At 56.2% G+C, this 24,764-nt stretch carries 23 protein-coding genes; 12 read left to right on the forward strand and 11 right to left on the reverse strand.

Translation table 11 applies throughout. From position 1 onward, the window contains the following. The first annotated feature begins 21 nt into the window (after nucleotides 1-21). Nucleotides 22-1,482 carry a leucyl aminopeptidase family protein gene (locus tag IPN28_09915; protein ID QQS56584.1) on the forward strand — a complete coding sequence of 487 codons (1,461 nt, stop codon included), beginning with the start codon at nucleotides 22-24 and terminating at the stop codon, nucleotides 1,480-1,482. On the opposite strand, the gene IPN28_09920 is transcribed toward IPN28_09915, so the two are convergent. The 8 genes from IPN28_09920 to IPN28_09955 all read right to left on the reverse strand — a co-directional run bounded on the left by IPN28_09920 (nucleotide 1,479) and on the right by IPN28_09955 (nucleotide 11,247). Beyond that, complete coding sequence (locus IPN28_09920; protein ID QQS56585.1) at nucleotides 1,479-2,885, reverse strand: UDP-N-acetylmuramate--alanine ligase; 1,407 nt, start codon at nucleotides 2,883-2,885, stop codon at nucleotides 1,479-1,481. The two genes, IPN28_09915 and IPN28_09920, sit on opposite strands and share 4 nt — an antisense overlap. A gap of 21 nt (nucleotides 2,886-2,906) precedes the next feature. After that, nucleotides 2,907-3,536, reverse strand: a complete 630-nt coding sequence (locus IPN28_09925) for a hypothetical protein (GenBank protein ID QQS56586.1) — start codon at nucleotides 3,534-3,536, stop codon at nucleotides 2,907-2,909. Nucleotides 3,537-3,625: 89 nt separating this feature from the next. Further along, a complete protein-coding gene (gene clpB / locus IPN28_09930; protein QQS56587.1) occupies nucleotides 3,626-6,259 on the reverse strand; it encodes an ATP-dependent chaperone ClpB in 2,634 nt (877 codons plus the stop codon). 170 nt (nucleotides 6,260-6,429) lie between these two features. Then, nucleotides 6,430-6,885 (reverse strand): DUF4167 domain-containing protein, encoded by a 456-nt coding sequence (locus IPN28_09935; protein QQS56588.1) that lies wholly within the window; start codon nucleotides 6,883-6,885, stop codon nucleotides 6,430-6,432. Nucleotides 6,886-7,109: 224 nt separating this feature from the next. Next, a complete protein-coding gene (gene prmC, locus IPN28_09940) occupies nucleotides 7,110-7,985 on the reverse strand; it encodes a peptide chain release factor N(5)-glutamine methyltransferase (protein ID QQS56589.1) in 876 nt (291 codons plus the stop codon). A 9-nt stretch (nucleotides 7,986-7,994) separates the two neighbouring features. Continuing rightward, on the reverse strand, nucleotides 7,995-9,062 hold the full coding sequence (prfA, locus tag IPN28_09945) for a peptide chain release factor 1 (GenBank protein ID QQS56590.1): 1,068 nt from the start codon (nucleotides 9,060-9,062) through the stop codon (nucleotides 7,995-7,997). A 14-nt stretch (nucleotides 9,063-9,076) separates the two neighbouring features. After that, a complete protein-coding gene (locus tag IPN28_09950; protein ID QQS56591.1) occupies nucleotides 9,077-9,988 on the reverse strand; it encodes a helix-turn-helix domain-containing protein in 912 nt (303 codons plus the stop codon). A gap of 11 nt (nucleotides 9,989-9,999) precedes the next feature. Beyond that, nucleotides 10,000-11,247 (reverse strand): aspartate kinase, encoded by a 1,248-nt coding sequence (locus IPN28_09955; protein QQS56592.1) that lies wholly within the window; start codon nucleotides 11,245-11,247, stop codon nucleotides 10,000-10,002. Nucleotides 11,248-11,328: 81 nt separating this feature from the next. Between IPN28_09955 and ubiG the strand changes: the two genes are divergently transcribed. The 5 genes from ubiG (at nucleotide 11,329) to IPN28_09980 (ending at nucleotide 14,827) form a co-directional block, all read left to right on the forward strand. Beyond that, a complete protein-coding gene (gene ubiG, locus IPN28_09960; protein QQS56593.1) occupies nucleotides 11,329-12,126 on the forward strand; it encodes a bifunctional 2-polyprenyl-6-hydroxyphenol methylase/3-demethylubiquinol 3-O-methyltransferase UbiG in 798 nt (265 codons plus the stop codon). A gap of 3 nt (nucleotides 12,127-12,129) precedes the next feature. Continuing rightward, the gene (locus tag IPN28_09965) at nucleotides 12,130-12,321 is read left to right on the forward strand and encodes a twin transmembrane helix small protein (GenBank protein QQS56594.1); all 192 of its coding nucleotides are present in this window, start codon (nucleotides 12,130-12,132) and stop codon (nucleotides 12,319-12,321) included. 15 nt (nucleotides 12,322-12,336) lie between these two features. Continuing rightward, a complete protein-coding gene (locus tag IPN28_09970) occupies nucleotides 12,337-12,987 on the forward strand; it encodes a hypothetical protein (GenBank protein ID QQS56595.1) in 651 nt (216 codons plus the stop codon). 93 nt (nucleotides 12,988-13,080) lie between these two features. Beyond that, entirely contained in the window at nucleotides 13,081-13,845 is a 765-nt protein-coding gene (locus IPN28_09975; protein QQS56596.1) for an electron transfer flavoprotein subunit beta/FixA family protein, read from the forward strand. Between the two features lie 52 nt (nucleotides 13,846-13,897). Continuing rightward, nucleotides 13,898-14,827, forward strand: coding sequence for an FAD-binding protein (locus IPN28_09980; GenBank protein QQS56597.1), 930 nt, complete (start codon nucleotides 13,898-13,900; stop codon nucleotides 14,825-14,827). Nucleotides 14,828-14,830: 3 nt separating this feature from the next. On the opposite strand, the gene IPN28_09985 is transcribed toward IPN28_09980, so the two are convergent. Then, nucleotides 14,831-16,102, reverse strand: a complete 1,272-nt coding sequence (locus IPN28_09985; GenBank protein ID QQS58600.1) for a pentapeptide repeat-containing protein — start codon at nucleotides 16,100-16,102, stop codon at nucleotides 14,831-14,833. Nucleotides 16,103-16,216: 114 nt separating this feature from the next. Continuing rightward, nucleotides 16,217-16,819, reverse strand: a complete 603-nt coding sequence (locus IPN28_09990; protein ID QQS56598.1) for a TlpA family protein disulfide reductase — start codon at nucleotides 16,817-16,819, stop codon at nucleotides 16,217-16,219. Nucleotides 16,820-16,910: 91 nt separating this feature from the next. On the opposite strand from IPN28_09990, the gene IPN28_09995 reads away from it, so the two are divergent. The 3 genes from IPN28_09995 (at nucleotide 16,911) to IPN28_10005 (ending at nucleotide 20,748) form a co-directional block, all read left to right on the forward strand. After that, nucleotides 16,911-17,114, forward strand: coding sequence for a hypothetical protein (locus IPN28_09995; GenBank protein QQS56599.1), 204 nt, complete (start codon nucleotides 16,911-16,913; stop codon nucleotides 17,112-17,114). Between the two features lie 7 nt (nucleotides 17,115-17,121). Next, nucleotides 17,122-18,399: a diaminopimelate decarboxylase gene (gene lysA / locus IPN28_10000; protein ID QQS56600.1), complete on the forward strand. Its 1,278-nt coding sequence runs from the start codon at nucleotides 17,122-17,124 to the stop codon at nucleotides 18,397-18,399. A 72-nt stretch (nucleotides 18,400-18,471) separates the two neighbouring features. After that, nucleotides 18,472-20,748: a DUF4175 family protein gene (locus tag IPN28_10005; GenBank protein QQS56601.1), complete on the forward strand. Its 2,277-nt coding sequence runs from the start codon at nucleotides 18,472-18,474 to the stop codon at nucleotides 20,746-20,748. A gap of 426 nt (nucleotides 20,749-21,174) precedes the next feature. On the opposite strand, the gene IPN28_10010 is transcribed toward IPN28_10005, so the two are convergent. Further along, complete coding sequence (locus tag IPN28_10010) at nucleotides 21,175-22,218, reverse strand: zinc-ribbon domain-containing protein (protein QQS56602.1); 1,044 nt, start codon at nucleotides 22,216-22,218, stop codon at nucleotides 21,175-21,177. Between the two features lie 157 nt (nucleotides 22,219-22,375). Between IPN28_10010 and IPN28_10015 the strand changes: the two genes are divergently transcribed. Genes IPN28_10015 through IPN28_10025 form a run of 3 tightly spaced genes read left to right on the forward strand, consistent with a single transcriptional unit; the run spans nucleotide 22,376 to nucleotide 24,757 of the window. Next, entirely contained in the window at nucleotides 22,376-23,113 is a 738-nt protein-coding gene (locus IPN28_10015; protein ID QQS56603.1) for a hypothetical protein, read from the forward strand. Then, complete coding sequence (locus tag IPN28_10020) at nucleotides 23,110-23,808, forward strand: ATP-binding cassette domain-containing protein (GenBank protein QQS56604.1); 699 nt, start codon at nucleotides 23,110-23,112, stop codon at nucleotides 23,806-23,808. The genes IPN28_10015 and IPN28_10020 overlap by 4 nt, the downstream gene beginning before the upstream one ends. Continuing rightward, nucleotides 23,798-24,757 (forward strand): FtsX-like permease family protein, encoded by a 960-nt coding sequence (locus tag IPN28_10025; GenBank protein QQS56605.1) that lies wholly within the window; start codon nucleotides 23,798-23,800, stop codon nucleotides 24,755-24,757. The genes IPN28_10020 and IPN28_10025 overlap by 11 nt, the downstream gene beginning before the upstream one ends. Nucleotides 24,758-24,764 lie beyond the last annotated feature (7 nt).

Genomic DNA, 24,764 nt, shown 5'->3' on the forward strand with positions numbered 1-24,764 from the left:
ATTCACGCTTTCTGAGGTTCCATGACTATGCCCGCTTACCACTTCGCCGCGAAAAAACAGAAATCCCACATCCTGATTACCACCATCCGTCAGAAATCCTTTTCCGAGTGGCTGAAAACACAGGAAAAATACATCCAAACCATAGCCGAGGAAAACGGCTTCGAGGGGAAGGAATCACAATATTTGGTGATCCGTAACGACTCCGCAAACGCGCACAGGGTTTTGATGTCTTTGGGACAGAAAGTACGCTACGCAGACGGCGCCGAGCTTTGCGCCTTTATCGCCCGCCGCTTCAGCGTCAAAATGCTCAAATCCGCCAGCTTTGAAATCGACCCTGCGGGCCTGTCCGCCGAAGAACTGGAACGCCTCTCCATCGGCTGGGGCTTGGAGCATTACCGCTTCGACACCTATAAAAAGGCCAAGGATGAAAAAAAACCGCAGCTGCTTTTAAACAAAAAGGTGAGCGCCGAAAGCACACAGGCTGTGCTGGACTCAACCTATATGGTCCGTAACTTGGTCAACACGCCGGCCAACGACCTCGGCCCCGAGGAACTCGAACAGGAGGCCCGCAAACTGGCCGGAACGTTCAAGGCCAAAATTTCGGTCATCGAGGACAAGGAACTGCTGACCAGAAACTTCCCGATGATCCACGCCGTCGGCAAGGCCAGCCCCCGCCGCCCCCGCCTGATTGACATCACATGGGGCGATCCCAAACATCCGAAGGTCACAGTCGTCGGCAAGGGCGTGTGCTTCGACACGGGCGGACTTGATCTCAAACCCGCCAGAGCCATGCTCATCATGAAAAAGGACATGGGTGGCGCCGCGCACGCGCTCGGCCTCGCCCGTCTCGTGATGGCACGGAAACTGCCCATCCGCCTGCGCGTCCTGATCCCCGCAGTTGAAAATTCCGTCTCCGGCGAAGCCTTCCGCCCGCAGGACATCCTCAAAAGCCGCAAGGGCATCACCGTCGAAGTCGGCGACACCGACGCCGAGGGTCGCCTGATCCTCGCCGATGCCCTTGCCTACGCCTGTGAAGGGAAGGAAAAACCCGATCTCCTCATTGATCTCGCTACTCTGACGGGCGCGGCCCGCACGGCCTTGGGCGCCGAGCTGCCGGCCTTCTTCTGCAACCGCGAGGATTCGTTGGAGGAAATGCGGAAACTCTCCATGACCGTCGAAGTCGATGACCCCGTCTGGCCTCTCCCGCTTTGGGACGGCTACCGCAAGGAACTCAGGACGGACATCGCCGATATCAGCAGCACGGGCAACGGTCTGGCGGGCGCAATCAACGCCGCCCTTTTCATGCGCGAATTCGTGGAACCCTCCGTCGAATGGATGCACCTCGACCTCTATGCCTGGGAACCCACCGGAAAACCGGGCAAACCCAAGGGCGGCGCGGACACAGGCCTGAGAGCATTATACGCCCTTCTGGAAAAACGCTACGACAGCCCGAAAAAGAAAAAAGCTACCAAGAAAAGCTAAGCCAGAGCCTTCAGGACGGCATGAGCGAACTCGTGCAGAGTATCGTCCCGCGCCCCCATGATCACGACCCGGTCGCCCGACCGGGCTTCCTTCTTGATAAAGTCCAGAAGCTCCTCGCGTGTGGATTTCCAGACAGCGTTCAAACTCTGGGCTTTCAAATCCCCGATAAAATCCGCGGCGGTGACCGTGCGCTCCACTGTTCCGCCCGCATAATACACATCCGGCATCAGGACAAGGTCGTCGCTTGAAAGGTGAGAGACGAACGCCTCGGCGAATTCCCTCCGCATCCGCTCCAGCGGCTTGAACCCGTGCTGCTGGTAAAACACGATCAGCCGCCCCTCGAAAGTTTTCAGCGATTGCAGACTGGCAGAGATTTTATCGGGATTATGCGCGAAATCATCGAGAACGGTGATTCCCCGCACGGTGCCGACAACCTCCATCCGGCGGTGAATCCCCCGGAACGCCTCCAGCGCCCGCACCGCCGCCGCCATCTCCACATCCATCGCGGCCGCAACCGAAAGGGCAGCGAGCGCATTTAATACATTATGCCGCCCCGGCACAGAAAGGCTTACCGGAAAACGCTCCCCCTTGAACAAAACATCGAAATCCACCCCGTCCGGCCTGTATTTAGGATCAGATGCCCGAAGCGAACATCCCTCACCAAACCCATAGGTAAGAACCTGCTGCCCATCAAGTCGCGGAATAATCGCCCGCAACGCCGGATCTTCATAATTCAGGACCACGGCCCCCTGCGTCCGCTCAAGATAGGAGCCGAACAAATCCTGAAGCTCCTCGATTGGCTTATGATCGAGAGCGATATTGTTCAGCACGGAGATTGTCGGTGTGTAGTGAGCGATCGAACCGTCACTCTCATCCATCTCGGCGACAAAAAGATCGGGCCGCCCGCTCCGCACATTAGCGAAATAATCCTTCGCGCCGCCCGTCATGAAATTGCGGATGATCCCGCCATTGATCACGGTCGGATCAAGTCCCAGCCCCTCGAGCATTGTTCCGGTCATGCCTGTGACGGTGGATTTTCCACTGGTGCCTGCCACGGCAATCCGCACCTGAGCGGCGTTAAAAAGCGTGGCCAGAAGCTGCCCCCGCGTGACAATCGGAAGACTGCGTTCCTTGGCCGCCCGCACGTCGGGAATAGTGTCCTCGACCGCGCTGGAAACGACCAGAAAATCAGTATCGGAATCAATTCCCGACCCGTCCTGAGGAAAAAGCGTGATCCCCGCCTCCGCGAGAGCCGCAAATTTTGAGAGGGATTTCTTCTGATCGAAGGAGCGGTCGGACCCGCAGACCTTATGCCCCGCACGAGAAAGATAAACCGCCAGCGGCATCATCCCGCTGCCGCCGACCCCACAGAAAAAATAAGAGCTCTTTACAGGATCGGCCATGGACAAAAAGTCTTGAATTAATCAGGGATGAAGGGAAATCGGCCCGTCCGGCTTGATCTCGACAACATCGGAATCTTCTTCTTCAACCTCGGCAGAATCATTGCCCAGCTTTTTCAGAACGCTCATGAAATTGCCCTTCGGTTCGGGTGCGGGCGCAGCAACCGGAGCGGCTTTGACGGGAACAGGATCGGCGGCCGGTTCCGGCAGCATCGCGGCACTGACCGCAGTTTCAGCTTGAGGAACAGCAGGAACCGGAGCCTGTGCCACCGGTTCGGAACGGAACACGCTGAAATCGACCGTTACCGCAGAAGGATAAGAAGCATTCGATTTCAGCACGTAGCCCTCGCGGCTTCCAGCCCACGCCGGTTTTTCCTCAACAGTGGCGGGAAGGCTGAGATCAACAGTCTGGTTATGCGTGGAACACGTCACGCGCAGAGGCTCCGGCGACTGCTTGACCTTCATCGTGCCCGGTGCGGAAACACTATATCTCTGCCCGCTGGCAAATGCTCGGCAACTGGCATGGTCAGCCCCTTGCAAATTGAGTTTTATATCCTGATAGCCTTTATTCATAAAGGACGTCGTGACGCACCCTGAAAGTAAGAGCACGGAGAAAAACATCAGGGCGGAACGGCGAAGCGGAGACTGGATCATGGCGGCAACTTTTCCCAAGGTGATTTTACCTAATAAACACAAGATGTCGTTGTTATATCACGGCAAAAGCCGCTCGACAACGCCTTCGTTCAGGCCACGGATTTCCGCTGCGGGGCGCTGCCGGGGGCGTTGGCCTTGCTGATCGGCCCGGAAACGCGGAATTCCAGCCCCTCCTTGCCCGCAGTGACATGGACGGTCATGCCTTCGCGCACCTGCCCCTGCAGGATCATCTCGGCCAGCCGATTCTGCATATGAGTCTGGATCACCCGCTTCAGGGGCCGCGCCCCGTAAACCGGATCATACCCGCGCTCCGCCAGCCAGTGCCGCGCCGCATCGTCCAACTCCAGCCCGATATGCTGGGCAGCAAGCAGCTTCCGTAAGTATCCGAGTTGAATATCCACGATCCCGGCGATCTTCGCCCGGTCCAGCCGCGCAAAAAGAAGAATTTCATCGAGACGGTTCAAAAACTCGGGCCGGAACGCCGAACGCACCACGCCCATCACCTGCTCCCGCACCTTGGAGACATCCTCCCCCGGCGGCTGGTTGACCAGATACTCGCTGCCCAAATTAGAGGTCATGATCAGCAGCGTATTGCTGAAATCCACCGTCCGCCCCTGCCCGTCCGTCAGACGCCCGTCATCGAGAACCTGCAAAAGGATATTGAACACATCAGGATGCGCCTTTTCAACCTCATCGAACAGCACGACCTGATAAGGTCGCCGCCGCACCGCTTCCGTCAGCGCTCCGCCCTCCTCGTACCCGACATAACCCGGCGGCGCACCGATCAACCGCGCCACCGAATGTTTTTCCATATATTCGGACATATCCATCCGCACCATTGCGGTGTCATCATCGAACAGAAATTCGGCCAGAGCCTTGGTCAATTCTGTCTTGCCTACACCTGTGGGTCCAAGAAACAGGAACGACCCCATCGGCCGACGCGGATCCTGCAGCCCCGCCCGCGAACGCCGGATCGCATTCGAAACCGCCCGCACCGCCTCCTCCTGCCCGACCACGCGCTTCTGGAGTTTGGCTTCCATCTGCAGCAGCTTCTCGCGCTCACCTTCAAGCATCTTATCCACGGGAACGCCTGTCCAGCGGCTGACGATACTGGCTATATCATCCGGCGTGACTTCCTCATTGATCATATTGGCCCGGCCACCGTCGGCGGCTTCCTTATGCTTGGCCTCCAGATCGGGGATGACACCGTATTTCAGTTCGCTGGCCCGTGACCAGTTCCCCTCACGCTCGGCCTTCTCCAGCTCGATCCGCGCCTTGTCGAGTTTTTCCGTCACCTTCTGCGCGGCGTTGAGCTTCTCCTTTTCCGCCTTCCATTGCCCGGTCAGGTCTGCCGACTTGGATTCCAGCTGCCTGAGTTCAACCTCAAGCTTCTCCAGCCGATCCCTGGACCCCTGATCTTTCTCCTTCTTCAGCGCCTCCCGCTCGATTTTGAGTTGGATGATCCTCCGGTCGAGTTCGTCGATCTCTTCCGGTTTACTATCCACCTGCATCCTTAGGCGCGAAGACGCTTCATCAATCAAATCGATCGCTTTGTCGGGCAGGAAACGATCGGTGATATATCTATTCGACAATGTCGCTGCCGACACAATCGCCGCATCGGTGATCCGCACCCCGTGATGAAGCTCGTATTTTTCCTTCAACCCGCGCAGGATGGAGATCGTATCCTCCACAGTCGGCTCGGAAATAAAGACGGGCTGAAACCGCCGAGCCAGTGCCGCGTCCTTCTCAATATGCTTGCGGTATTCATCCAGCGTGGTCGCGCCCACCATCCGCAACTCTCCACGCGCCAGCGCGGGTTTGAGCATATTGGAGGCATCCATCGCCCCGTCCGCCTTCCCCGCCCCGACCAGCGTATGAAGCTCATCAAGAAAAAGGATAACCTCTCCCGCCGCCGTCGTGATCTCGTCGATGACGGCCTTTAGACGTTCTTCGAATTCCCCGCGGAACTTGGCCCCGGCGACCAACGCCCCCAGGTCCAGCGCCATCAGCCGCTTGCCCTTAAGGGCTTCCGGCACATCCCCGTTAATAATCCGCTGCGCCAGCCCCTCGATGATCGCGGTTTTGCCCACGCCCGGATCGCCGATCAGCACCGGGTTGTTCTTCGTCCGCCGTGAGAGAACCTGCACCGTGCGGCGGATTTCCTCATCCCGCCCGATGATGGGGTCCAGCTTCCCCTTGCGCGCATCTTCCGTAAGGTCACGGGCATAGCGGTTCAGCGCATCGAAACGGTCCTCCGCCGTCGCGCTGTCTGCGGTGCGGCCTTTACGCATCTCATTGATCGCCTTGTTCAGCGCCTTATCGGTCACCCCGGCGTTTTCCAGATAACCCGCGATATCAAGCTTCTTGGCCATTGCCATAGCCTGCAACAGCCGCTCGGCGGTCACAAAACGGTCCCCGGCCTTTTCGCTGAGATCAAGCGCACTGTCCAGCACACGCCCCAGATCACCGGACAAACGTAAACCGCCCGCCCCCGGTCCGCCCACGACCGGAAATTTGGCAATCGCCCCTTCAAGCTCACGCTTGAGCCGCGCAAGATCACCCCCGACCGCCTGCAGAAGTTTCTGCACCATGCCGGATTCATCCTCCAGCATCACCCGCAGCAGATGCTCGGGTTCCAGCGATTGATGCCCGGAACGCGACGCCAAAGTCTGCGCCCCCTGAAAGAAGGATTTGGTCTTTTCGGTTAGTTTTTCGAAATCCATAGATAATCTCCAAGCCGGACAAGAACAGGGAAATGCAAAAAAAACGCAAGAACCATTCTAATGACGTCACGTCACGAGGCAATGATCAAAATCAAAAACGCACAAAAACGAACAGACGGTCGAAACCGCCTGTTCTGAAAAATAGCATAAGCGAAAAAACAGGACGAAGATCAATCGGCAACCGACGCTGTCTTCTGCAAAATTGAGCCCTCATCAGCCGCTTTTGTGATCGGAGGTTTATCCCCAAGGATACTCTTGGGCAAAGCCAAATCGTCATTACTGCCCGTATTCAGCTTCGGAACAAACGGCTCCTCACGCCTCTGCTCGGGCTGCCCATAAGAAGGCTGATGCGAAGACTGACCGGACTCAGAATATTCCTCGAACCCGTTGATAATACGCTGATAATGCTCGGCGTGTTGATGATAGTTCTCGGCCATGATCCAGTCCCCGGCAGACATGGCATCCTTCGCCAGCGCCAGATACTTTTCACAGACCTGATGAGCCGTACCGCGGATACGTACATCCGGGCCATTGCTGTCAAACACCTGCGTACGCTGGTGCTGATTATTGCGCCGCCCGCCATTTCCGCGGTTTCTGTGTCTTCTGTTTGAAGGTCCGTGCCTCATATCCTAATCCGCTCAGGTTAGTAAATTTTCCAAAATAACACACGCACAAGTTACTCCATATGTAAACATATGGCCAGCCCGTAAAGCCTTAGACTGACAAGTTAAACACAATATATTGGTATCAATCGTTCCCAACCAATCCGCATATTGTGTCGTGATGTGTTGAACATCTTCACCCTACTGCCAATGCGATTTTCTAATCAACCGCCCTTTAAAAAAAATTCTCATTTATCCCCACAGGAGATTTCCACAACCCGCGGCCTGCCTGCAAGATCGCGGTGGGCCTTGCGTATCGAAAATCCATATTTCTCCGCGAGTCGCATCACACTTTCTTCCTGCTCTGAACCGATCTCAAACAGCGCCTTGCCTGACCGGGAAATCAGCCTCGGTAACATAGAAAAGATTTGACGGTACGCCTCCAGACCGTCTTCCCCCCCGTCAAGAGCCAGAATCGGGTCATGATCCCGGACTTCCGGCGCAAGGCCGGGAATCTCGGACCGGACGATATAGGGCGGATTCGAAACAACAAGTTCGAACGGCCCTTTCAGCGCCTCTGCCCATGACCCGCATATGAACCGCGCCCGATCCCTTACCCCTAGCCTTTCAGCATTCTCTTGAGCCACCTTTAGGGTCTCAAACGAAAGATCAACGCCGATTCCTTCGCTGTCCGGCCATTCTTTAAGAAGTGACAGGAGAATACACCCCGATCCTGTCCCCAAGTCGAGAACCTTGGCGGGAAGTTCCCCCCCGAAAAGCGCCAAAGCGACACTGATGAGGGTTTCCGTATCCGGCCGCGGCTCAAGCGTCTGCGGCCCCATATAAAAGGGAAGCCCCCAGAATTCCCGCTCCCCGTAAATCCTGTGCAGAGACTTTCCAGAAAGACGCTGTGAAACATCGTCGAGAATTTTATGTCTTTGCGTCTGGCTCACCAACCGCGCCGGCTCGGATATCAGCACCGCCTGATCCAGCCCCGTTCGCCTTTCGATGATCAGCCGCGCCTCAAAGCCGGGATGCTCGATCCCTCCCGCCTCAAGACTTTTTTTTATGGTTTGAAAAATCTCACCCAGCGTACCGGAAAATTCCTCAGACAAATCGGACATACACGCGCCTTACGAACTGTTCAGCGACGCCAGAGCGTCCGCCTGATGCTCGGCGATCAGGGCATCGATGATTTCATGAAGACTTGCCCCGCTGACGATTTCGTCCAGCTTGTAAAGCGTCAGGTTGATCCGGTGATCCGTAACCCGGCTTTGTGGAAAATTATAGGTACGGATCCGCTCCGATCGGTCCCCCGACCCGACCTGCGATTTGCGGTCTTGCGCCCTGGCATCGTGCAACTGCTGGCGCTTGAGATCGTAAAGCCGGGTCCGCAAAACCTTCATGGCCTTGTCGCGGTTTTTATGCTGGGACCGTTCCTCCTGCATCTCGACAACCACGCCCGTGGGAATGTGAACGATCCGCACCGCGCTATCGGTCGTATTGACGTGCTGCCCGCCGGCACCCTGTGAGCGGTAGGTGTCGATCCGCAAATCCTTCGCGTCGATCTGGATATCCACCTCCTCCGCCTCGGGTAAAACGGCAACCGTCGCGGCGGACGTATGAATGCGCCCCCCCGCCTCGGTCTTGGGAACCCGCTGAACCCTATGAACGCCGGATTCGAATTTCAGCTTGGAATAGACATTCTGCCCATGAATCTCGGCGATGATTTCCTTATAGCCACCCAAGGTGCTGTCAGACGCCTCGACGACGGTCAGGCGCCACCCCATCCGCGAGGCGTAGCCCCGGTACATCCCGAACAGATCGGCGGCGAACAAAGCCGCCTCATCCCCGCCCGTCCCGGCCCGTATTTCCAGAATGACGTTTTTCGAATCCGCTTCGTCCTTGGGCAGAAGCGCGATGCGGATCTCCTGCTCAAGCTGGGGAATGCGCTCCTTAAGGGCGGCCAGTTCCTCTTGCGCCATATCCCGCATTTCAGGTTCGTCCAGCAAAGCGGTCAAATCCGCCTTTTCCTTTTCAGCCGCATCAAGAGCTTTCAGCGCATCGACGACGGGGGAAAGCTCCGCATATTCGGTGGAAAGCTTCTTGAATTTCTCGCCCGTAAGCCCCGCGGCGGACATCAAAGAGGCCAGTTCTTCATGACGTGCGGCAATGGCCGACAGCTTTTCTTTCATGGACATGAGGAAAACTCGATCTACTCTTCAGGATCTTCACCCGCACTCGGCCCTTGCAAGGCGGAATCGTCGGGCGGCTCTGGCATAACCTCGGGTTCCTTGAATTCAAGGGTCTTCAGGAAAGTTGTATCCAGAGGAATATCGCTACGGACCTCATTCTTTTCACCCAGAGGCTTGAGAGCTTTTCCGTCGATCAGCAACTCGACCCCGCCCGCATTGCCCAGAGTCATGGTCAGCCCCGGATTGTCGGGAATATGGTACTGATCCCCGGCCTTAAGCCTGTCCGAGACGATCTTTTTACCGTCCTTGTCTTTGATCTCGACCCAGCTATCCGTCAGAAGATTCAGAACCAGCCCCCCGGTTTTCTCAACCTGTGCAGAAGCAGGATCCGCCGGAGCAGAACTTTCCGTCAGGCCCGGCAGCGGAGAATCGGGAATCGGAGCACTGGCCCCTTCGACCTTCTCCTTGAAGGCGCCGGGAACCTCAGGAACGGCAGGAGCACTTTTCTTCCCGCCCCCCTGAAGAAACAGCCAGCCGGAGAGAATCGCAACCGCAGCGATGACCGACCCGATCAGCACCCACGACGAAGGCGTCTGGCTCTCGGACGCCGGAACCGGAAAGCTGAGTTCGCTCTTCGGCTGCGCGTCCATATATTGGGACTTGAAAAGCTGCGCGATCTTGGCCCCATCCAGCCCCAGATACTCGGCATAGGTCCGAACGAATCCGATGGCGTAAACCCGCCCCGGAAGCTTTTCGATCTCGCCGTTCTCAATGGCTTTGAGTTGGCTCTCGCGTATCCGCAGGGCGTTTTCGATATCCTTAAGGCTCTGCCCGTAATGCAGCCGCGTCCGCCGCAGAATATCGCCGACATCCATGTCCTTGTAGTTGTCCAGATCATCCGGGCCGGATGTATGTGATTTGCGGTCCGCCATAATGCGGAAGATTACGCTATCTTTTTGTTTTCTTCCAGCCCATATGCGGCATGAAGCGAACGAACCGCAAGTTCTGTGTAATCTTCCTGAATGAGAACGCTGATTTTGATCTCCGAAGTGGAGATTACCTGAATATTAATTCCCTTGTCGGCCAGCGTACGGAACATTTTATTGGCAACGCCGGCATGACTTCTCATCCCGATTCCCACCACCGAGACTTTTGCCACCTTCGGATCAACGACGAGCGTTTCATATTTAAGTTTCGTGTTCAGCCCTTCAAGGGTCTTGAGCGCCCGCTCCAGATCAGCGCGGGGAACGGTAAACGTCATGTCCGTCTTCCCGTCACGCGAGGAAATATTCTGCACGATCATATCCACATTGATCGCCGATTTTGCCAAAGGCTCGAACAGGGAGGCCGCAACCCCCGGCTTGTCCTCGACCCCAACGACGGTGATTTTGGCTTCATCTTTATTATGCGCGATACCGCTGACGATTTCCTGTTCCACGATGTTTTCCTCATTTGTAACGAGTGTGCCTTTCAGATCGCTGCCGATATAGTCCTCAAAGGTCGAGAGAACCTGAATGGGAACACCGCTCTTGGCGCCCATTTCAACCGAGCGAGTCTGTAAAACCTTGCTGCCCAGAGACGCCAGTTCCAGCATCTCCTCATAGGATATTTTGGGAATCATCTTGGCCTTGGGGACGATGCGCGGATCGGCGGTATAGACGCCCTTGACATCCGTATAGATATCGCACCTCTCAGCCTTCAAGGCGGCGGCCAAAGCCACGGCAGAAGTATCCGACCCTCCCCGGCCCAAAGTTGTAATCCTTTTGTTTTTGGTCACGCCCTGAAATCCGGGAACAACAACAACTTCTCCAGCATCCAGCCGCTTGTGCAGCTCCTTTGTCTCGATCTCCTCGATCCGCGCCTTGCCGTGCATATTGCTGGTCTTGATCGGAATCTGCCAGCCCAGCCACGACCGCGCCGTGACCCCTCGCTTCTGCAGCGCCATCGCCATCAGCCCTGCTGTCACCTGCTCCCCGCTGGCAACGACCGTGTCATACTCGCGCACATCGTGCAGCGGGCTGATCTCGGAACAATAGGCGACAAGCTGGTTGGTCACGCCCGACATGGCGGAAACCACCACGGCGACCTTATTCCCGCGCTCGACTTCCTTGACGACCTTCTCCGCCGCGTTCTCGATTTTCTCGACATCCGCGACCGAAGTCCCCCCGAATTTCATAACGATCAGAGCCATGATTCCGCTCGTCCAAACCCTTGTATTTCATACGAAGGTTATCCATACTGGCCCCGGATTAAAAAATCAAAGGGATTTATGATGTCCGGCGCGAAAAACTCGGCCCGCAGGAAAGACACAGCCTCCACGGTCGATGAGGCGGAAATCCGGCATTTCGCGAAGGATTCCGCACATTGGTGGGATGAAAACGGCCCCTTCAAGCCCCTCCATCGCGCCAACCCGACACGGATGAAATACCTCAAAAACCGGATGTGCGGACATTTCAGCCGGGATGAAAAAAGCCTGACGGCGCTGGAAAACTTGAAAATTCTCGATGTCGGCTGCGGCGGCGGGCTGGTCTGCGAACCCCTCACCCGTATGGGCGCAAAGGTAACGGGCCTCGATGCCGACGAAAACGCTATCCAGGCCGCCAAAGCCCATGCCGCGCAAAATGGCCTATCCATAAACTACCGCTTTATGGACGCCATGGATCTTAAGGAAAAATTCGATATCGTCCTCGCACTGGAAATCATCGAACACGTCCCGAGCCCGCAAGACTTCGTGACCATGATCGCCGACAAAGTCGCTCCCGGCGGCCTCGTGATCTTTTCGACCCTGAACCGCACCCCGAAATCCTACGCCCTCGGTATTGTGGCGCTGGAGTATGTCCTCAGATGGGTTCCCCGCGGCACGCATGACTGGAAAAAATTCGTCAAGCCCTCGGAACTCGCAAGCCACGCCCGCGCCGTCGGACTCGAGCCCGCGAACCTCAGCGGCCTGATCTATAACCCGTTAAAGGACTCCTTCGCCCTTTCAAACTCCGATGTCGCCGTGAATTACTTCATGACCTGCCGCGCCCCGGCGGCAAAAAAGACGAAGACGGCAAAGAAAAAGGCCTGACCCATGCATAATGTTTTCGTGGTCCTCATGCTTCTGGCCGCCGCCGCCGTTCTCGGCGTACTGGTGGTGGGGATCGTCGGGATGCTCAAGGGCGGAGAGTTCAATAAAAAATACGGCAACAAGCTGATGCAGGCCCGCGTAATGCTGCAAGGCCTCGCCCTCGTTCTCCTCATGCTGGCGTATTTGAGCCGTTAGGCGGTAGGATACGGCATGAGATTCGTTGTTTTTCTTCTGGCTGTTTTAATCGCCTGTTTGTCTGCGCCCGCTTGGGCGGAAAAGGCAGGCCTTGAGAAAAAAATTATAAAAACCTCATTCTTCACAATCGAACTGCCCGAGCGGTTTGTTCATGTGGAGGGAAACGAGGGTGACTGGATTGATCATATCGAAGGTCTATTTTTTGCGAACACCAAAGACTACTTTCCTATGGCTAACAAAATTACCCCTGATGGCTCGTGCATTCTTTTAGAATATACAAACGCCATGAAAGGAGAGCATGTTGAAGAAAAAGAATTTATAACCCTGTACTATCAAAACTTTTATGAAGAATTTAACAAAGACAACATCCCTAACGAAGATATAAATAAATTTGAAAAACCTAGAATATTAGAAAAAAACAAATTACTAACTACAGCATATTCAAAAATTTACTTCTTTGACAAAGAAAGTAAATTACCTATGCATGGCTACAGCTACGCGACCTTCTTCAAAAATAATAATGTCGCAATATTGTACGCTTATTTCGACTCCAACAATGAAGAAACAGGCCGGAAAGCCGCGCAGGAAATCTATGAACAAATCAAAAAAACGAGCATGGAAATAAACCCGCCAAAAGCCGCCCTGCAAAATCAATTCAACCCCTAAAGCATTTGCGGCCTGTTTTCATATGAATTGTTCGATGCACTTTTATCAGCTATATAAATTTACAAAGTTTTGAATGGCTGCTCGGAGTTCCCCATGAAAATCCTCGTCCCCGTCAAACGCGTCGTCGATTACAACGTCAAAATCCGCGTGAAATCCGACCAGTCCGGCATCGATACCGCCAACGTGAAGATGTCGCTCAACCCCTTCGACGAAATCGCCGTCGAGGAAGCCGCGCGTTTGAAAGAATCCGGCAAGGCTAAGGAAATTATCGCCATCTCCATCGGTCCCGATAAGGCGCAGGAACAACTCCGCACCGCCATGGCCATCGGCGCGGACCGGGGGATTCTGGTGAAAACCGACGCACCCATCGACCTCGGCGGCGTGGAGCCTTTGGCTGTCGCCAAAATCCTTAAAGCGATTGCCGACAAGGAAAAGCCGGACCTCATCATCCTCGGCAAACAATCCATCGACGATGATTCCAACCAGACCGGCCAGATGCTCGCCGCCTTGCTCGGCTGGCCGCAGGGCACCTTCGCCTCGAAACTGGAGATCGGGGCGGGCTCACTCAAGGTCACCCGCGAGATCGATGGCGGCCTGCAAACCCTCGAACTCAAAATGCCCGCGATCATCACCACCGACCTGCGCCTGAACGAACCGCGCTACGCCAAGCTGCCCGACATCATGAAGGCGAAGAAGAAACCGCTGGAGATCATAGACCCCGCCGCTCTGGTTGTGGATATCAAGCCGCGCCTCTCTGTGGTTAAAGTCACCGATCCCCCCATCCGCAAGGGCGGCGTGAAGGTTTCTTCCGTGGATGAACTGGTGGATAAACTGAAAAACGAAGCAAGGGTGCTGTGAGCGCAGCGAACAGCATCCCGGACTTGATCCGGGATCCAGAAAGGAAAAAAGCATGGCCACACTCGTCATCGCCGAACACGACAACAAAGCCCTGAAACCCGCCACCCTGAACGCCGTGGGGGCCGCCGCAAAAATCGGCGGGGAAATTCATGTACTTGTCGCCGGATCGAATTGCGCCGCCGCCGCCCAAGCCGCTGCGAAAATCTCCGGCGTCACGAAAATCCTGCTGGCTGACGCCGCCGAACTCGCGCACCAGCTGCCCGAGGACGTGACGCCGATCATCGTTGATCTCGCCAAAAATTACACGCACATCCTCGCTCCGGCCACGACTTTCGGGAAAAACCTCCTGCCCCGCGCCGCCGCGCTTCTGGACGTGCAGCAGATTTCCGAGATTACCGCCGTGGAAACCCCCGACACCTTCCAGCGCCTCGTCTATGCAGGGAACGCCGTGGCCACCGTGCGCTCCGCCGATTCCATCAAACTCATCACCGTGCGCGGCACGGCCTTCGACCCCGCTTCGGCTCAGGGCGGCAATGCCGCTATTGAAAACATCGCGGCTAAGGGTGCCTCCGGCCTCTCATCTTTCGTGGGCGAGGAACTCTCGAAATCCGAACGCCCGGAACTGACCGCCGCAACAATCGTCGTCTCCGGCGGCCGCGGCTTGGGATCGGGCGAAAACTTCGCGATGATTGAGAAACTTGCCGACAAGCTGGGCGCCGCCGTCGGCGCCTCCCGCGCCGCTGTGGATGCCGGATTCGTCCCCAACGATTATCAGGTCGGCCAGACCGGAAAAATCGTCGCACCGAAACTCTATATCGCTATCGGCATCTCCGGCGCCATCCAGCATCTCGCAGGTATGAAGGATTCGAAAGTCATCGTGGCGATTAACAAGGATGCCGACGCGCCCATCTTCGCGGTCGCGGATTACGGCCTCGTCGCCGACCTCTTTCAGGCCGTGCCGGAACTGACGGAAAAATTATAGGATTTATTCTCTCTGACCATCCGCAGGCAGACGGAACACCGGACGGCTCCGGTCACGGTCGAAGACGGCGCCTTCAGTCTGCGCCCCGTCCAGAATTGTTCCTTCAAGAATAGCCCCCGTGAAATCGGCGTCCCGCAAATCGGCATCCCGCAAATCGGCAAAGGATAAATCGGCCCCGCGGAAAATCGCGTTCTTGAACTGCGCCCCCTTCATCTCTGCATAGCGCAACCGCGCCTGGGAAAAATCGCAGGGATGAAACTTGTTCATCGCCCCACCCGTCCCGATCAGAAGGGACGAACAATTCGCACCAATCATCTTCGCATGCGAAAGATTGGCTTCCTTGAACGAAGACCCGCGCAGATCGGCCCCCTCCATGTCGCAGTTGCGGAAATCCGATTGATCCAGAACCGCGCTCTGCAATTCAACCTTATAGAGGTTCATGCCGAAAAATTTTGTCTTAACGGCGCGCACCGCCGTCATCTTCTCCAGCTTGAGCGTACCGAGCTGCCGCATATCGACGTCGCTGAGGTCAAGTTGCTGCCCGCTCTCCCCAACAGTCCGCAGCCACATCCGGTGCTTTTCGATCAGCTTGGGCAAAGGTTCGGCCAGAGCGGTAATCGACGTGCCGATATTCTCATCCGTAATCGCCTCGGAAAAATCGACGCCCTTGCCCCTCAGCTCCTTAAGCTCAACCCCGACAAGAATTGCGGATTTCATACTCGCGCCCGTCAACTGGGTGCCTGAAATCTGGGCGTTGCTCAAATTCGCCCCCTCCAGCTTCGCCCCGCGCAAATCGGCGCGGGAAATATTGACCCCCGCCATCATCGCATCCGAAAAATCAGCATTCGAGGCCATCGACCCGGTCAGCTTGGCGCCGCTCAGATTCGCCCCCCGGAAATTCACCACGCGCCCGGTATTGAAATTCCCGTTTCGGGCCAAACCGCCCACGCGCAAATCCGCCGACTCGAGATCCGCCCCTTCGAGGTTCGCATTCTCGATCCGCGCCCCGCGCAGGTCTGAACGTGTAAAGACGGTTTTAAACAGATTGGAATTGCTGAGGTCGCAGGCGTAAAGACTGGCCTCCTGAAAACTGGTATGCGAAAGGTCCATCCGCTCCATGACGCAGCCCATAAAATTGGCTTGCCGAAGGTTCTTCGAGCGAAGGGATAATCCGGTGAGGTCAATATTGGACAGATGCGCCCGACGCCCCCCGAGCCGCCCGTCCAGAAAACGGTTATGCAGCTCGACCATCGCATCCAGCTGGTCCTGCGAAATGGTCTCCATGCGGTGGTTTTCATGCTCTCTCATGAATAAAAAAACCCGAAAATGCGCCAGAATACGGCTAAAGTATAGCACCCAAGCCCTTAACAAAATCCTAGGAAAAGAGCCTTAGCGGGTGGCCAGGAGAAGATTGAGGAAATTGCGGATTTCCGGGCTGGTCCAGCGGGCGTCCCCGCTGATTCGATACAAAAGTTGCCCCCGGCGGTTGATGATATAGGTAACGGGCAATTCCTTGATTTTAAGCGATTTTTGCAGCTGCCCCTCATAATCGTGATACCCGGCAATGCTCTCAACATCCAGTTTCCTAATATACCTGAGGAGATCGTCGATCTCCTTTTGCGTATTCACGGAAACCGCGACCACACGGTATTCCCCGTTGCCGTAAGACTCCTGTAGCCGCAGCAGTTCAGGCAACTCCTTGACGCAGGGCTTGCACCATGTCGCCCAGACATTAAGAATAATGAACTTGCCTTTGAAGTCCTCCTTGATATTTACGATTTTTGCTTTCGGACCCAAGACCGAAAAAGCCGGCAAATATTGTGCCTTGGGATATTTCATGAAGGAATGAAAGAGATGATAGACTTGAGCTTCGGCCTTTTTCAGGGAGTCCTCGTTGTTCTTGCACACGCTTAAGGAAGCAATAATAAAAACGAACAAAAACCCTACGGGAAGGAAGTAACGGTGGACCCATCGGTCGGGGCGGTCAGACATAACAGGGCAACCGTATCACTTTAAAGGGTTTGGGGTTCCCTTTTGTTATAAACCGGGATAGAAAATAAGGAAACAACTGTGCGCCACGACCATGAAAAAAATTTGCCCACGCCCTGCATCCTCGACCTTGCTCGTGCTTTCCCTGATCCTTTTGGCAGGATGCGGGATTAAGCCCAATCACGTCGATCCTCCCGAAGGCGCCGAAGAAAGCACGTTCCCCAACGTCTATCCCAGCCCGCAGACCGACCCGCAGCCGGGCTTGGAGCAAAAAGATACGCTGACACAGGGAAAGTAGAACAGGCATGACCGCGTTTCACGACAAAAAGGGAATCCTCCACGTCGAGGACATCCCGCTCCCCGAAATCGCACGGCAAGTCGGAACCCCCTGCTACGTCTACAGCGCCGCCTCGATCCGCAGTCAGTATCATGCCTTGAAATCGGCTCTGGAAAAGGTATTCCCGCCGGAGCGTATGCCCGTCCTGTGCTACGCTTGCAAGGCCAACTCAAATATCGCCATTCTGCGCGTACTCCAGCAACTGGGCAGCGGCCTTGAGATCGTCTCAGAAGGGGAGCTGTTTCGCGGCATCGAAGCCGGGTTCAGGGGCGACCGCATCATCTCCACCAGCTTCGGCAAGAACGAGCCGGAAATCCGCGCCTGTCTGGAAGCGGACATCCACCAGTTCATCATCGAATCCTGGGTCGAGCTTGAGCAGGTCAACCACTACGCCGCACAGTCCGGCAAGGAAACCGCAGTCCTCTTCCGCCTGAACCCGGATATTTCCGGCGGCGGGCACAGCAAAATCTCCACGGGCCGCAAAGAGCACAAATTCGGCAATACGGAAAACAAGATCATCGAAATGTACCGCCGCGCCGCAGGCATGAAATACGTCCGCCCGGTCGGCATCTCCGTCCATATCGGATCGCAGGTGACGACGCTGGACTCCTTCCGCCCCGCTTACGAGGCGGTGGCCAATCTCGTCAAGCGCCTGCGTGCCGAAAAACTCACGGTCGAACGGCTGGATATCGGCGGCGGGTTCCCGATCGCCTATACCAAAAACGACAATCTTCTGGACCTTGACGCGTTCGCGCAATGGGTAGCGGAGATTATTCTGCCCCTCAATACCGAAATCCAGCTTGAACCCGGCCGCTACATGGTCGGCAACGCCGGGGTTCTCCTCACCGAAACCCTCTACGTCAAGGAAACGGAAGACCGCAAGTTTCTGGTCCTTGATGCGGCCATGAACGACCTGATCCGTCCGGCCCTCTACGAGGCCCATCACGGCATTCGCCCCGTCCTTTCACGTACGGACAGAAAGATACAGGCCTACGACGTTGTCGGCCCGATCTGCGAAAGCGGTGATATTTTTGCCAAGCAAAGGGAAATACCGGAAGTCCGGCGCGGCGAACTGGTCGTAATCGAATCCGCAGGCGCCTATGGATTCTCAATGGCCTCCAACTACAACAGCCGCCCCCTGCCCGCAGAAGTTCTGGTCGATGGAAGCAATATGGCGGTAATCCGTAAACGCCAGACCCTGCACGACCTGACCCGAGGCGAAACCATCCCGGAATGGTTAAGGTGAATTAACCCTTTTTGGGCCTCAAGAGGCAGAAAATAATAGGTCAGCCCGCGAAAACACGATATTCTGTAAGATATGCTCGATCCGCTGGATTCTGAAAACAAGCCCTTGCTCGACGCCCTCCATCGCGGCCGTCGCAAGGCATGGTTTGTCATCCTCATTGAACAATTAACTCTGCATTTCTGGCGCCCGGCTCTATGGGTATTACTTTTTCTGTCTTTATGGATTTTGGAGGTTCCCCAGTTTTTCGGTCTGAACGGACAGATCGCCGGATTGATCCTCTTTATCGGCGGCCTCGTCTACCTGTTCCGCCGCGACATCCTGACCATGCCCGTTCCCGACCCGGCCTCCGTCGATCTGCGCCTCGAAAAGAGCAGCCGCTTCCGTCGCGGCCAGATCAGAGCGCTCGAAGACCGCCTCGCCAACCCGCACAAACGCGAAACCCGCGAACTCTGGGACAAGGGGCAAAAGCAAATGCTCTCCGCCCTCCCCGGCCTGCGGACGCCGGCCCCGCGTTCCTTTCTTGCCCGCCATGACCCGAAGGCTCTCCGCTTTGCGGTGCTGCTTTTATTTGTCTCGGCCCTTCTGGTAGCCGGAACCGACTGGCAGCGCCGGATGTGGAACGGCCTTTTCCCCGTCACGCCCTCTTTCATCCTCTCGCAGGGTCGCAAGGACGAACTCTGGATCAAGCCCCCCGAATACACCGCGCAGCCGCAACTTCATATCAACGGCTCGTCTCTGGCCGAACCCGTGAAAATCCCCGAGGGCAGCGAAATCAAGGTGCGCGTCTTCAGTACGCTCGGCACACTGGCGCCGCCGCATCTGAGCATGGGCAAGACCTCCGCCCCCCTGAATCATCTCGGCGACGGCCTCTTCGGCTTCGAAACGAAGATCGAGCCGGGGACGGATATTACGGTTACGCAACTGCTGATGACCCGCGCTGACTGGGACTATGAATTCATCATCGACCAGCCACCGACGATGAAATTCGAGGAAAAGAAAGAAGAGGAGAAGGCGGAAAAAGATCAAGACGAAAAATCCGCTGATGAAGGAAAGTCGGAACCCAGGGAAATGCCGTCGGACAAGAAAGCACAAGAAAATCCGCCGCCTGCGCCCTTAGTCGATGAATCCTTCCCGCCCCTGCCCGGCCCGGAACACCGCCAAGCCAAGAAAGAGGAAGACCAGCCCCCTTACGAAATCCTCCAGAACAAACAGATACGCTTCCCCTTCATCGTTCAGGATGACTACGCCGTCACCGACCTGACCATGACCATGCGCCTCGATGACATGGTCTCTGAGAAGCCGAGAGGGAAAAATGCCCATGAAGAACGGGTCGTCATGTCCGCCCCCGGCAAGGAATTGAAAGTCCAGCCGATTTACGATCTCACCGGACACACCTGGGCGGGCCTGCCTGTAATTTTCGAATTCAGCGTCAAGGACCACAAGGGACAGACCGCCAGCGTCGAACCCGTGAAAATGACCCTGCCGGAAAGGACGTTCAAACACCCGGTTGCCAAACTGCTGATCGCCCTTCGTAAAAAACTGGCCTGGTCAACCGGCCGCGATTTTAACGACATCGCCGCCAATCTGGAGGCCATATTACAGGCGCCCGATCTCTTCCATAACGACATGGTAGTCTATCTGGCGATCAAAACCGCCAGCGCCCGCCTGACCTACGCCAAAATCACGGAACCTGAAGAGGTCGAGAAAACCGCAACGGACCTCATCGCCCTTCTCTGGGAAACCGCTCTGAGCATCGAGGACGGCAACCTCTCCGTGGCCATGCGTGACCTGCGTCAGGCGCAGAAGGAACTCGAAGACGCCCTGCGCGACCCGAACACCAGCGAAGAGGAAATCGCCCGCCTGATGGACAATCTGCGCGAAAGCATGATGCAGTATTACATCGAACTCTCCCGCGAAATGGAAAAGCGGATGCAGGAGGGTGAGGAAACCCCTGAGATCAACCCCGACGAACTGGCAAAAATGATCAATCCCGAAAGACTCTCGGACATGATGGATCAGATGGAGTCCGAATTGCAGTCAGGCAACCGCGACTCCGCCAAGGAACTCCTTTCCCAGTTGCAGAATATGCTCGACCTCATGGACCCATCCATGGATGCGCCCCTCCCGGAAGATATGCAGATGGCGATGGAGGGAATCAACGAGTTGCAGCAGTTGATCGAAAGTCAGGAAAAACTGCGCGACCAGACCACCGAACAGGCCAACCGTCAGAAATTCTCGCAAGGCACTTCCGAAGGCTTTGCCGAACCCCTTCCCTTGAATGAACAGGCGATGGAAGACCTCGGCCTTTCCGGTATGCCCCCCGCGCCGAACAACACTCCTCCCCCGTAAGTGCGGGACCATCCCAAGCGCCACCTCAGGCGCCGGACGAAAAACTGACGGGAGAAGTCATTCCGCCCGCGCCCGAACAGGAAGAAGCCATCGCCGACGGCCCGCCTGCGGATATCACCGGGGAAAACGCAGAATCGTCGCCCCCCTCAGACCCGTCGGACAGCCGCCCGAACAAGGCCGAGCAGGAAGCCCTGCGCTATATTCTCGGCAGCCTGATGCTGGAATCGGCTGAAAAGCTTGAGCAAGTGCCAGAAGGCATGGGCAAGGCCGAACTGGAGATGCGCGGTTCCTCTGATGAACTAGGACAAAATAAACCCGCAGAATCCATCCCGCATCAGGATCTGGCGATCAAATACCTGAAAGAAGCGCAGGAACAGCTGCAAAAAACCCTCTCTCAAAGGATGCAGCAGATGACCGGATTGGGCTTCAATGGGAATCAGAAGTATGATCCTCTGGGCCGCCCGTATGGGGGGGAGGAGGAGGGGAATGGCCCTCACCATGGTTCTCAGGTGAAGATTCCGGATGAGGCGGAGAAGAAGCGTGTGGAGGAGATTCTGAAAGAGCTTCGCCGCCGCTCGGGTGAGATGGAGCGCCCGCCGGAGGAGCGTGAGTACTATCGCCGCCTCCTGCGCCAGTTCTGACCGCCAGCACGAACCGCACTGTGATATCCGCAGCCTTCCCGCGCACAGCCTCCGCCTCGGATGTACGCTCAAGGACAGACTCGAAGGCCATCGACTCCTCCGGCTCCATCTTCGGCTTGGGCGGCTCGATATACCAGTGCTCCATCACCTCATCGAACTGCGAGTGCAGGACGACCTCCATCATCGGCACGTCTTTGCTCTCTTTAGTCAGGTTGATAATATTCCCGCTCAATACAAACGCGCCTTTATTGTCTTCAAAAGCCTCCATCCGGTCGAAAACCAGCCCTTCACCGGGAACTGCCGACGAACGACCCATCAGGGCATAAGCCGCCGAAGCCGGAGGCCAGCTCCGCACGATCGGTCCCTGCAAGGAAATAAACAAAATAAGAAAAACAAGAAACACGGCCCCGGCAACCCCATACCCCGCAAGTACGTTCCGCAGCGGCGGCCTCTCGCGCACGACGGGAGGCGGAACAAAAACCTGCTCCTCCGGCAAAGGCTTGACGGCATCCGGTATTTCCTCAGTCGAGGGGGGGGCTGACGCATGAAGCATATTTTCAAACGTGTCGAGACCGATTGGCCGCTCATCCTCCACTGAAGGCGGCAGCTCAGGGGGAGATTCCTGTAATTCTTCGGGCTCTGCAGAAAAGTCGGACAAATCCTCCTCGGGGAAAAACGCTCCTTCGCCACTCTCCTCACCCTCCGAACCGTCAGGTAAGGCAAACCAGACGTGCGAACAATCGGAGCATTGGACCTTGCGCCCCACGGCGCCAAGATCGTGCGGATAAACCTTGAATCGGCTTGCACAGTGGGGACAGGTGAGTATCATGGGCGCCAGATTCTTCTCAAATGAGCATAATTTTTGTAAATATAGTGTCTGTTCCCCCCGCGGGCAAGACAGACCGCCTCGAAAAGAGTACTGTAAGCCTATGCAAAAATTATTCCTGCACAATTTATTCCTAAAATTTTTACTCTTGGCGATTTTTATGGCATCGCCCGGAGAAACCCGGGCAGCAGAAAAAAATGAGCCGCAGCAACACTGCGCGGCAGCAGATAAAATATGCATTCTCCACGAAATTGAAAAACAGGCCGCGCTCCTTGAAAACAAAACCGAAAAGGACCAGACTCTGCGCGAACTGGCCAAGGCCTACGCCCGTGCGGGAAAAATTGAAGAGGCAACCGCCCTGATCCCCAAAATCATCACACCCGATACCCAGGCCATGACCATTCGCGGCATCGGCATGGAACTCGCCGATCTTAAGTTAACGACAGAAAAACAGAACGCGGCCTTCATCACACTCCGCGCCGAAGCAGAGAAGATCAAACACCCACCCTCCTATGCCATCGCCCTGACCTACATCGCCATGGCACAGGCCTTCGCTGGCGATAACGAGGGCGCATGGAAAACCGCAGCGAGTATGGAAAACGCATCCCTGCGCCACAAGGCATTTGGTGAAACCGCAGAAATTCAGGCAGAAAAGGGCGACTACGCCAATGCAAAAACCAGTCTCGGGAAAATCGACGACCCAGCCTATCGCAACAAGGCCACCCGCAACGTCTCGAAAATCCTTGCCGACCAGAGTCTTTATGAGCAATCTTACGATTCAGCCTCGCAAATCGCCAATCCATACCTCAGGGCGCTGGCCTTGCAGTATCTGGTGGATCGTCAGGACGGCAAAATCAAGCCGGGAGCAATCCCGCAGGAAACGGAAAACAGGCTGTGATAAAATTTGACAACGTAGGATTCCGTTATGAAACCGGCCCGGAAATCCTGAGCGACATCGGCTTTGAGTTAAAATCCGGCTCCTACCACTTCCTGACCGGGCCGAGCGGCGCCGGAAAATCATCGCTGCTGAGCCTGATGTTCCTCGGCCACCGCCCAACACGCGGAAGCCTGTTTATGTTCGACAGTAACGTCGGCCTCCTCCCCCGCGAGCGCCTTTTCGAAATCCGCCAGAAAATCGGCATTGTCTTTCAGGATTACCGCCTGATGGATCATCTCTCCGCCTTCGATAACGTCGCCCTGCCGCTACGGATATTGAAGCGCCCGGAAAAAGAAATCCGCAACAACGTCACCGAGCTTCTCGACTGGGTCGGTTTGGGCGACAGCAAGGAACGCCTGCCCCCTACCCTGTCCGGCGGTCAGCAGCAGCGCATCGCCATCGCCCGGGCCATCATCGCCCGCCCGAAACTTCTTCTGGCCGACGAGCCGACCGGAAACCTCGACGACACCATCGGCTTCCGCCTGATGGGCCTCTTCGAGCAACTCAATAAAATGGGCACGACCATTGTCATCGCCACCCACAACACCCACATCATGGAACTCTACGCCCATCCGCGCCTTATACTTGAACACGGCCGCCTGACGCAGGAATCCCGGCAGGGACCGATAACGCAGAAGATCAGAAATGTCAGCTAGATCATCACCATTTTATATGAAAATGCAGGAACGCCTGCTCAAACTCGCTCTCGGATCCAAGGGCTACGACCTGCCGTTTGGCTCGGACTCGGATCGCGGATTTCTCCTCCTGCTCGTCGGACTGATGAGCTTTCTGGCCGTTCTCGCCTGTGCGGGAACACTCTCCCTGCACGCCATGACCCAGCGCTGGTCGAGCGGATTGGAAAATAAAATAACCATTGAGATCAAGGCCGAGGATCAGGACGGAACCATCCTTTCGCCCGAAACCATCAAGATGGAAACCGAAAAAATCGCGCAGATGCTCCAGAAAAACCCGCTGGTCAAATCCTATGAGCCGCTGGGCGAAAAGGACATCCGCAAGCTCGTCTCCCCGTGGCTGGGCGAAGATTTCAATCTGGAGGAGCTTCCCATGCCCGGCCTCATCGCCGTCGAACTGAACAGCGCAAGCGACGAATCGGTTGAAAAGCTGACACAGGCGGTTCACGCCCTCTCCCCGACATCCTACGTCGATACCCACCGCGAATGGTTGCAGGATATTCTGCGCTTTACACGGACTCTGCAATGGGTAGCTCTGCTCGTGGCCCTGATTGTTGCCGTCACGACCGTCACGGGAATATCGGGCGGCGTACGTTCAAGAATGGCCATCCATAAGGATCAGGTCGAGATTCTTCATCTCATTGGCGCGTCGGATAAATACATCGCCCGCCAGTTCCAGTGGTACGCAGTCGTGATTGCCCTGCTAGGCAGCACTCTGGGCACAGCGGCAGGGTTGTTCATGGCGATGCTTATTCTCTTCCTGACAGGCCAGAGCGGCACACCCCTGATCCCGCAAATCAGCCTGGATAGCACATCCTTCGCGCTTTTTTGCATCCTGCCCGTCATCGCCTGCCTGATTGCCGGTATGACCGCCCGCCTGACGGTCTTGCGGACTCTCTCCCTGATGCCGTAAAAAGAGG

This window comes from Alphaproteobacteria bacterium (assembly GCA_016699735.1).
Taxonomy (GTDB): domain Bacteria; phylum Pseudomonadota; class Alphaproteobacteria; order Micavibrionales; family Micavibrionaceae; genus JAGNKE01.

Bases quoted from the DNA above. Each gene is read 5' to 3' on its own strand.
- IPN28_09915 (QQS56584.1), top strand. From the start codon at position 22: ATGACTATGCCCGCTTACCACTTCGCCGCGAAAAAACAGAAATCCCAC.
- IPN28_09920 (QQS56585.1), bottom strand. From the start codon at position 2,885: ATGGCCGATCCTGTAAAGAGCTCTTATTTTTTCTGTGGGGTCGGCGGC.
- IPN28_09925 (QQS56586.1), bottom strand. From the start codon at position 3,536: ATGATCCAGTCTCCGCTTCGCCGTTCCGCCCTGATGTTTTTCTCCGTG.
- clpB (QQS56587.1), bottom strand. From the start codon at position 6,259: ATGGATTTCGAAAAACTAACCGAAAAGACCAAATCCTTCTTTCAGGGG.
- IPN28_09935 (QQS56588.1), bottom strand. From the start codon at position 6,885: ATGAGGCACGGACCTTCAAACAGAAGACACAGAAACCGCGGAAATGGC.
- prmC (QQS56589.1), bottom strand. From the start codon at position 7,985: ATGTCCGATTTGTCTGAGGAATTTTCCGGTACGCTGGGTGAGATTTTT.
- prfA (QQS56590.1), bottom strand. From the start codon at position 9,062: ATGTCCATGAAAGAAAAGCTGTCGGCCATTGCCGCACGTCATGAAGAA.
- IPN28_09950 (QQS56591.1), bottom strand. From the start codon at position 9,988: ATGGCGGACCGCAAATCACATACATCCGGCCCGGATGATCTGGACAAC.
- IPN28_09955 (QQS56592.1), bottom strand. From the start codon at position 11,247: ATGGCTCTGATCGTTATGAAATTCGGGGGGACTTCGGTCGCGGATGTC.
- ubiG (QQS56593.1), top strand. From the start codon at position 11,329: ATGTCCGGCGCGAAAAACTCGGCCCGCAGGAAAGACACAGCCTCCACG.
- IPN28_09965 (QQS56594.1), top strand. From the start codon at position 12,130: ATGCATAATGTTTTCGTGGTCCTCATGCTTCTGGCCGCCGCCGCCGTT.
- IPN28_09970 (QQS56595.1), top strand. From the start codon at position 12,337: ATGAGATTCGTTGTTTTTCTTCTGGCTGTTTTAATCGCCTGTTTGTCT.
- IPN28_09975 (QQS56596.1), top strand. From the start codon at position 13,081: ATGAAAATCCTCGTCCCCGTCAAACGCGTCGTCGATTACAACGTCAAA.
- IPN28_09980 (QQS56597.1), top strand. From the start codon at position 13,898: ATGGCCACACTCGTCATCGCCGAACACGACAACAAAGCCCTGAAACCC.
- IPN28_09990 (QQS56598.1), bottom strand. From the start codon at position 16,819: ATGTCTGACCGCCCCGACCGATGGGTCCACCGTTACTTCCTTCCCGTA.
- IPN28_09995 (QQS56599.1), top strand. From the start codon at position 16,911: ATGAAAAAAATTTGCCCACGCCCTGCATCCTCGACCTTGCTCGTGCTT.
- lysA (QQS56600.1), top strand. From the start codon at position 17,122: ATGACCGCGTTTCACGACAAAAAGGGAATCCTCCACGTCGAGGACATC.
- IPN28_10005 (QQS56601.1), top strand. From the start codon at position 18,472: ATGCTCGATCCGCTGGATTCTGAAAACAAGCCCTTGCTCGACGCCCTC.
- IPN28_10010 (QQS56602.1), bottom strand. From the start codon at position 22,218: ATGATACTCACCTGTCCCCACTGTGCAAGCCGATTCAAGGTTTATCCG.
- IPN28_10015 (QQS56603.1), top strand. From the start codon at position 22,376: ATGGCATCGCCCGGAGAAACCCGGGCAGCAGAAAAAAATGAGCCGCAG.
- IPN28_10025 (QQS56605.1), top strand. From the start codon at position 23,798: ATGTCAGCTAGATCATCACCATTTTATATGAAAATGCAGGAACGCCTG.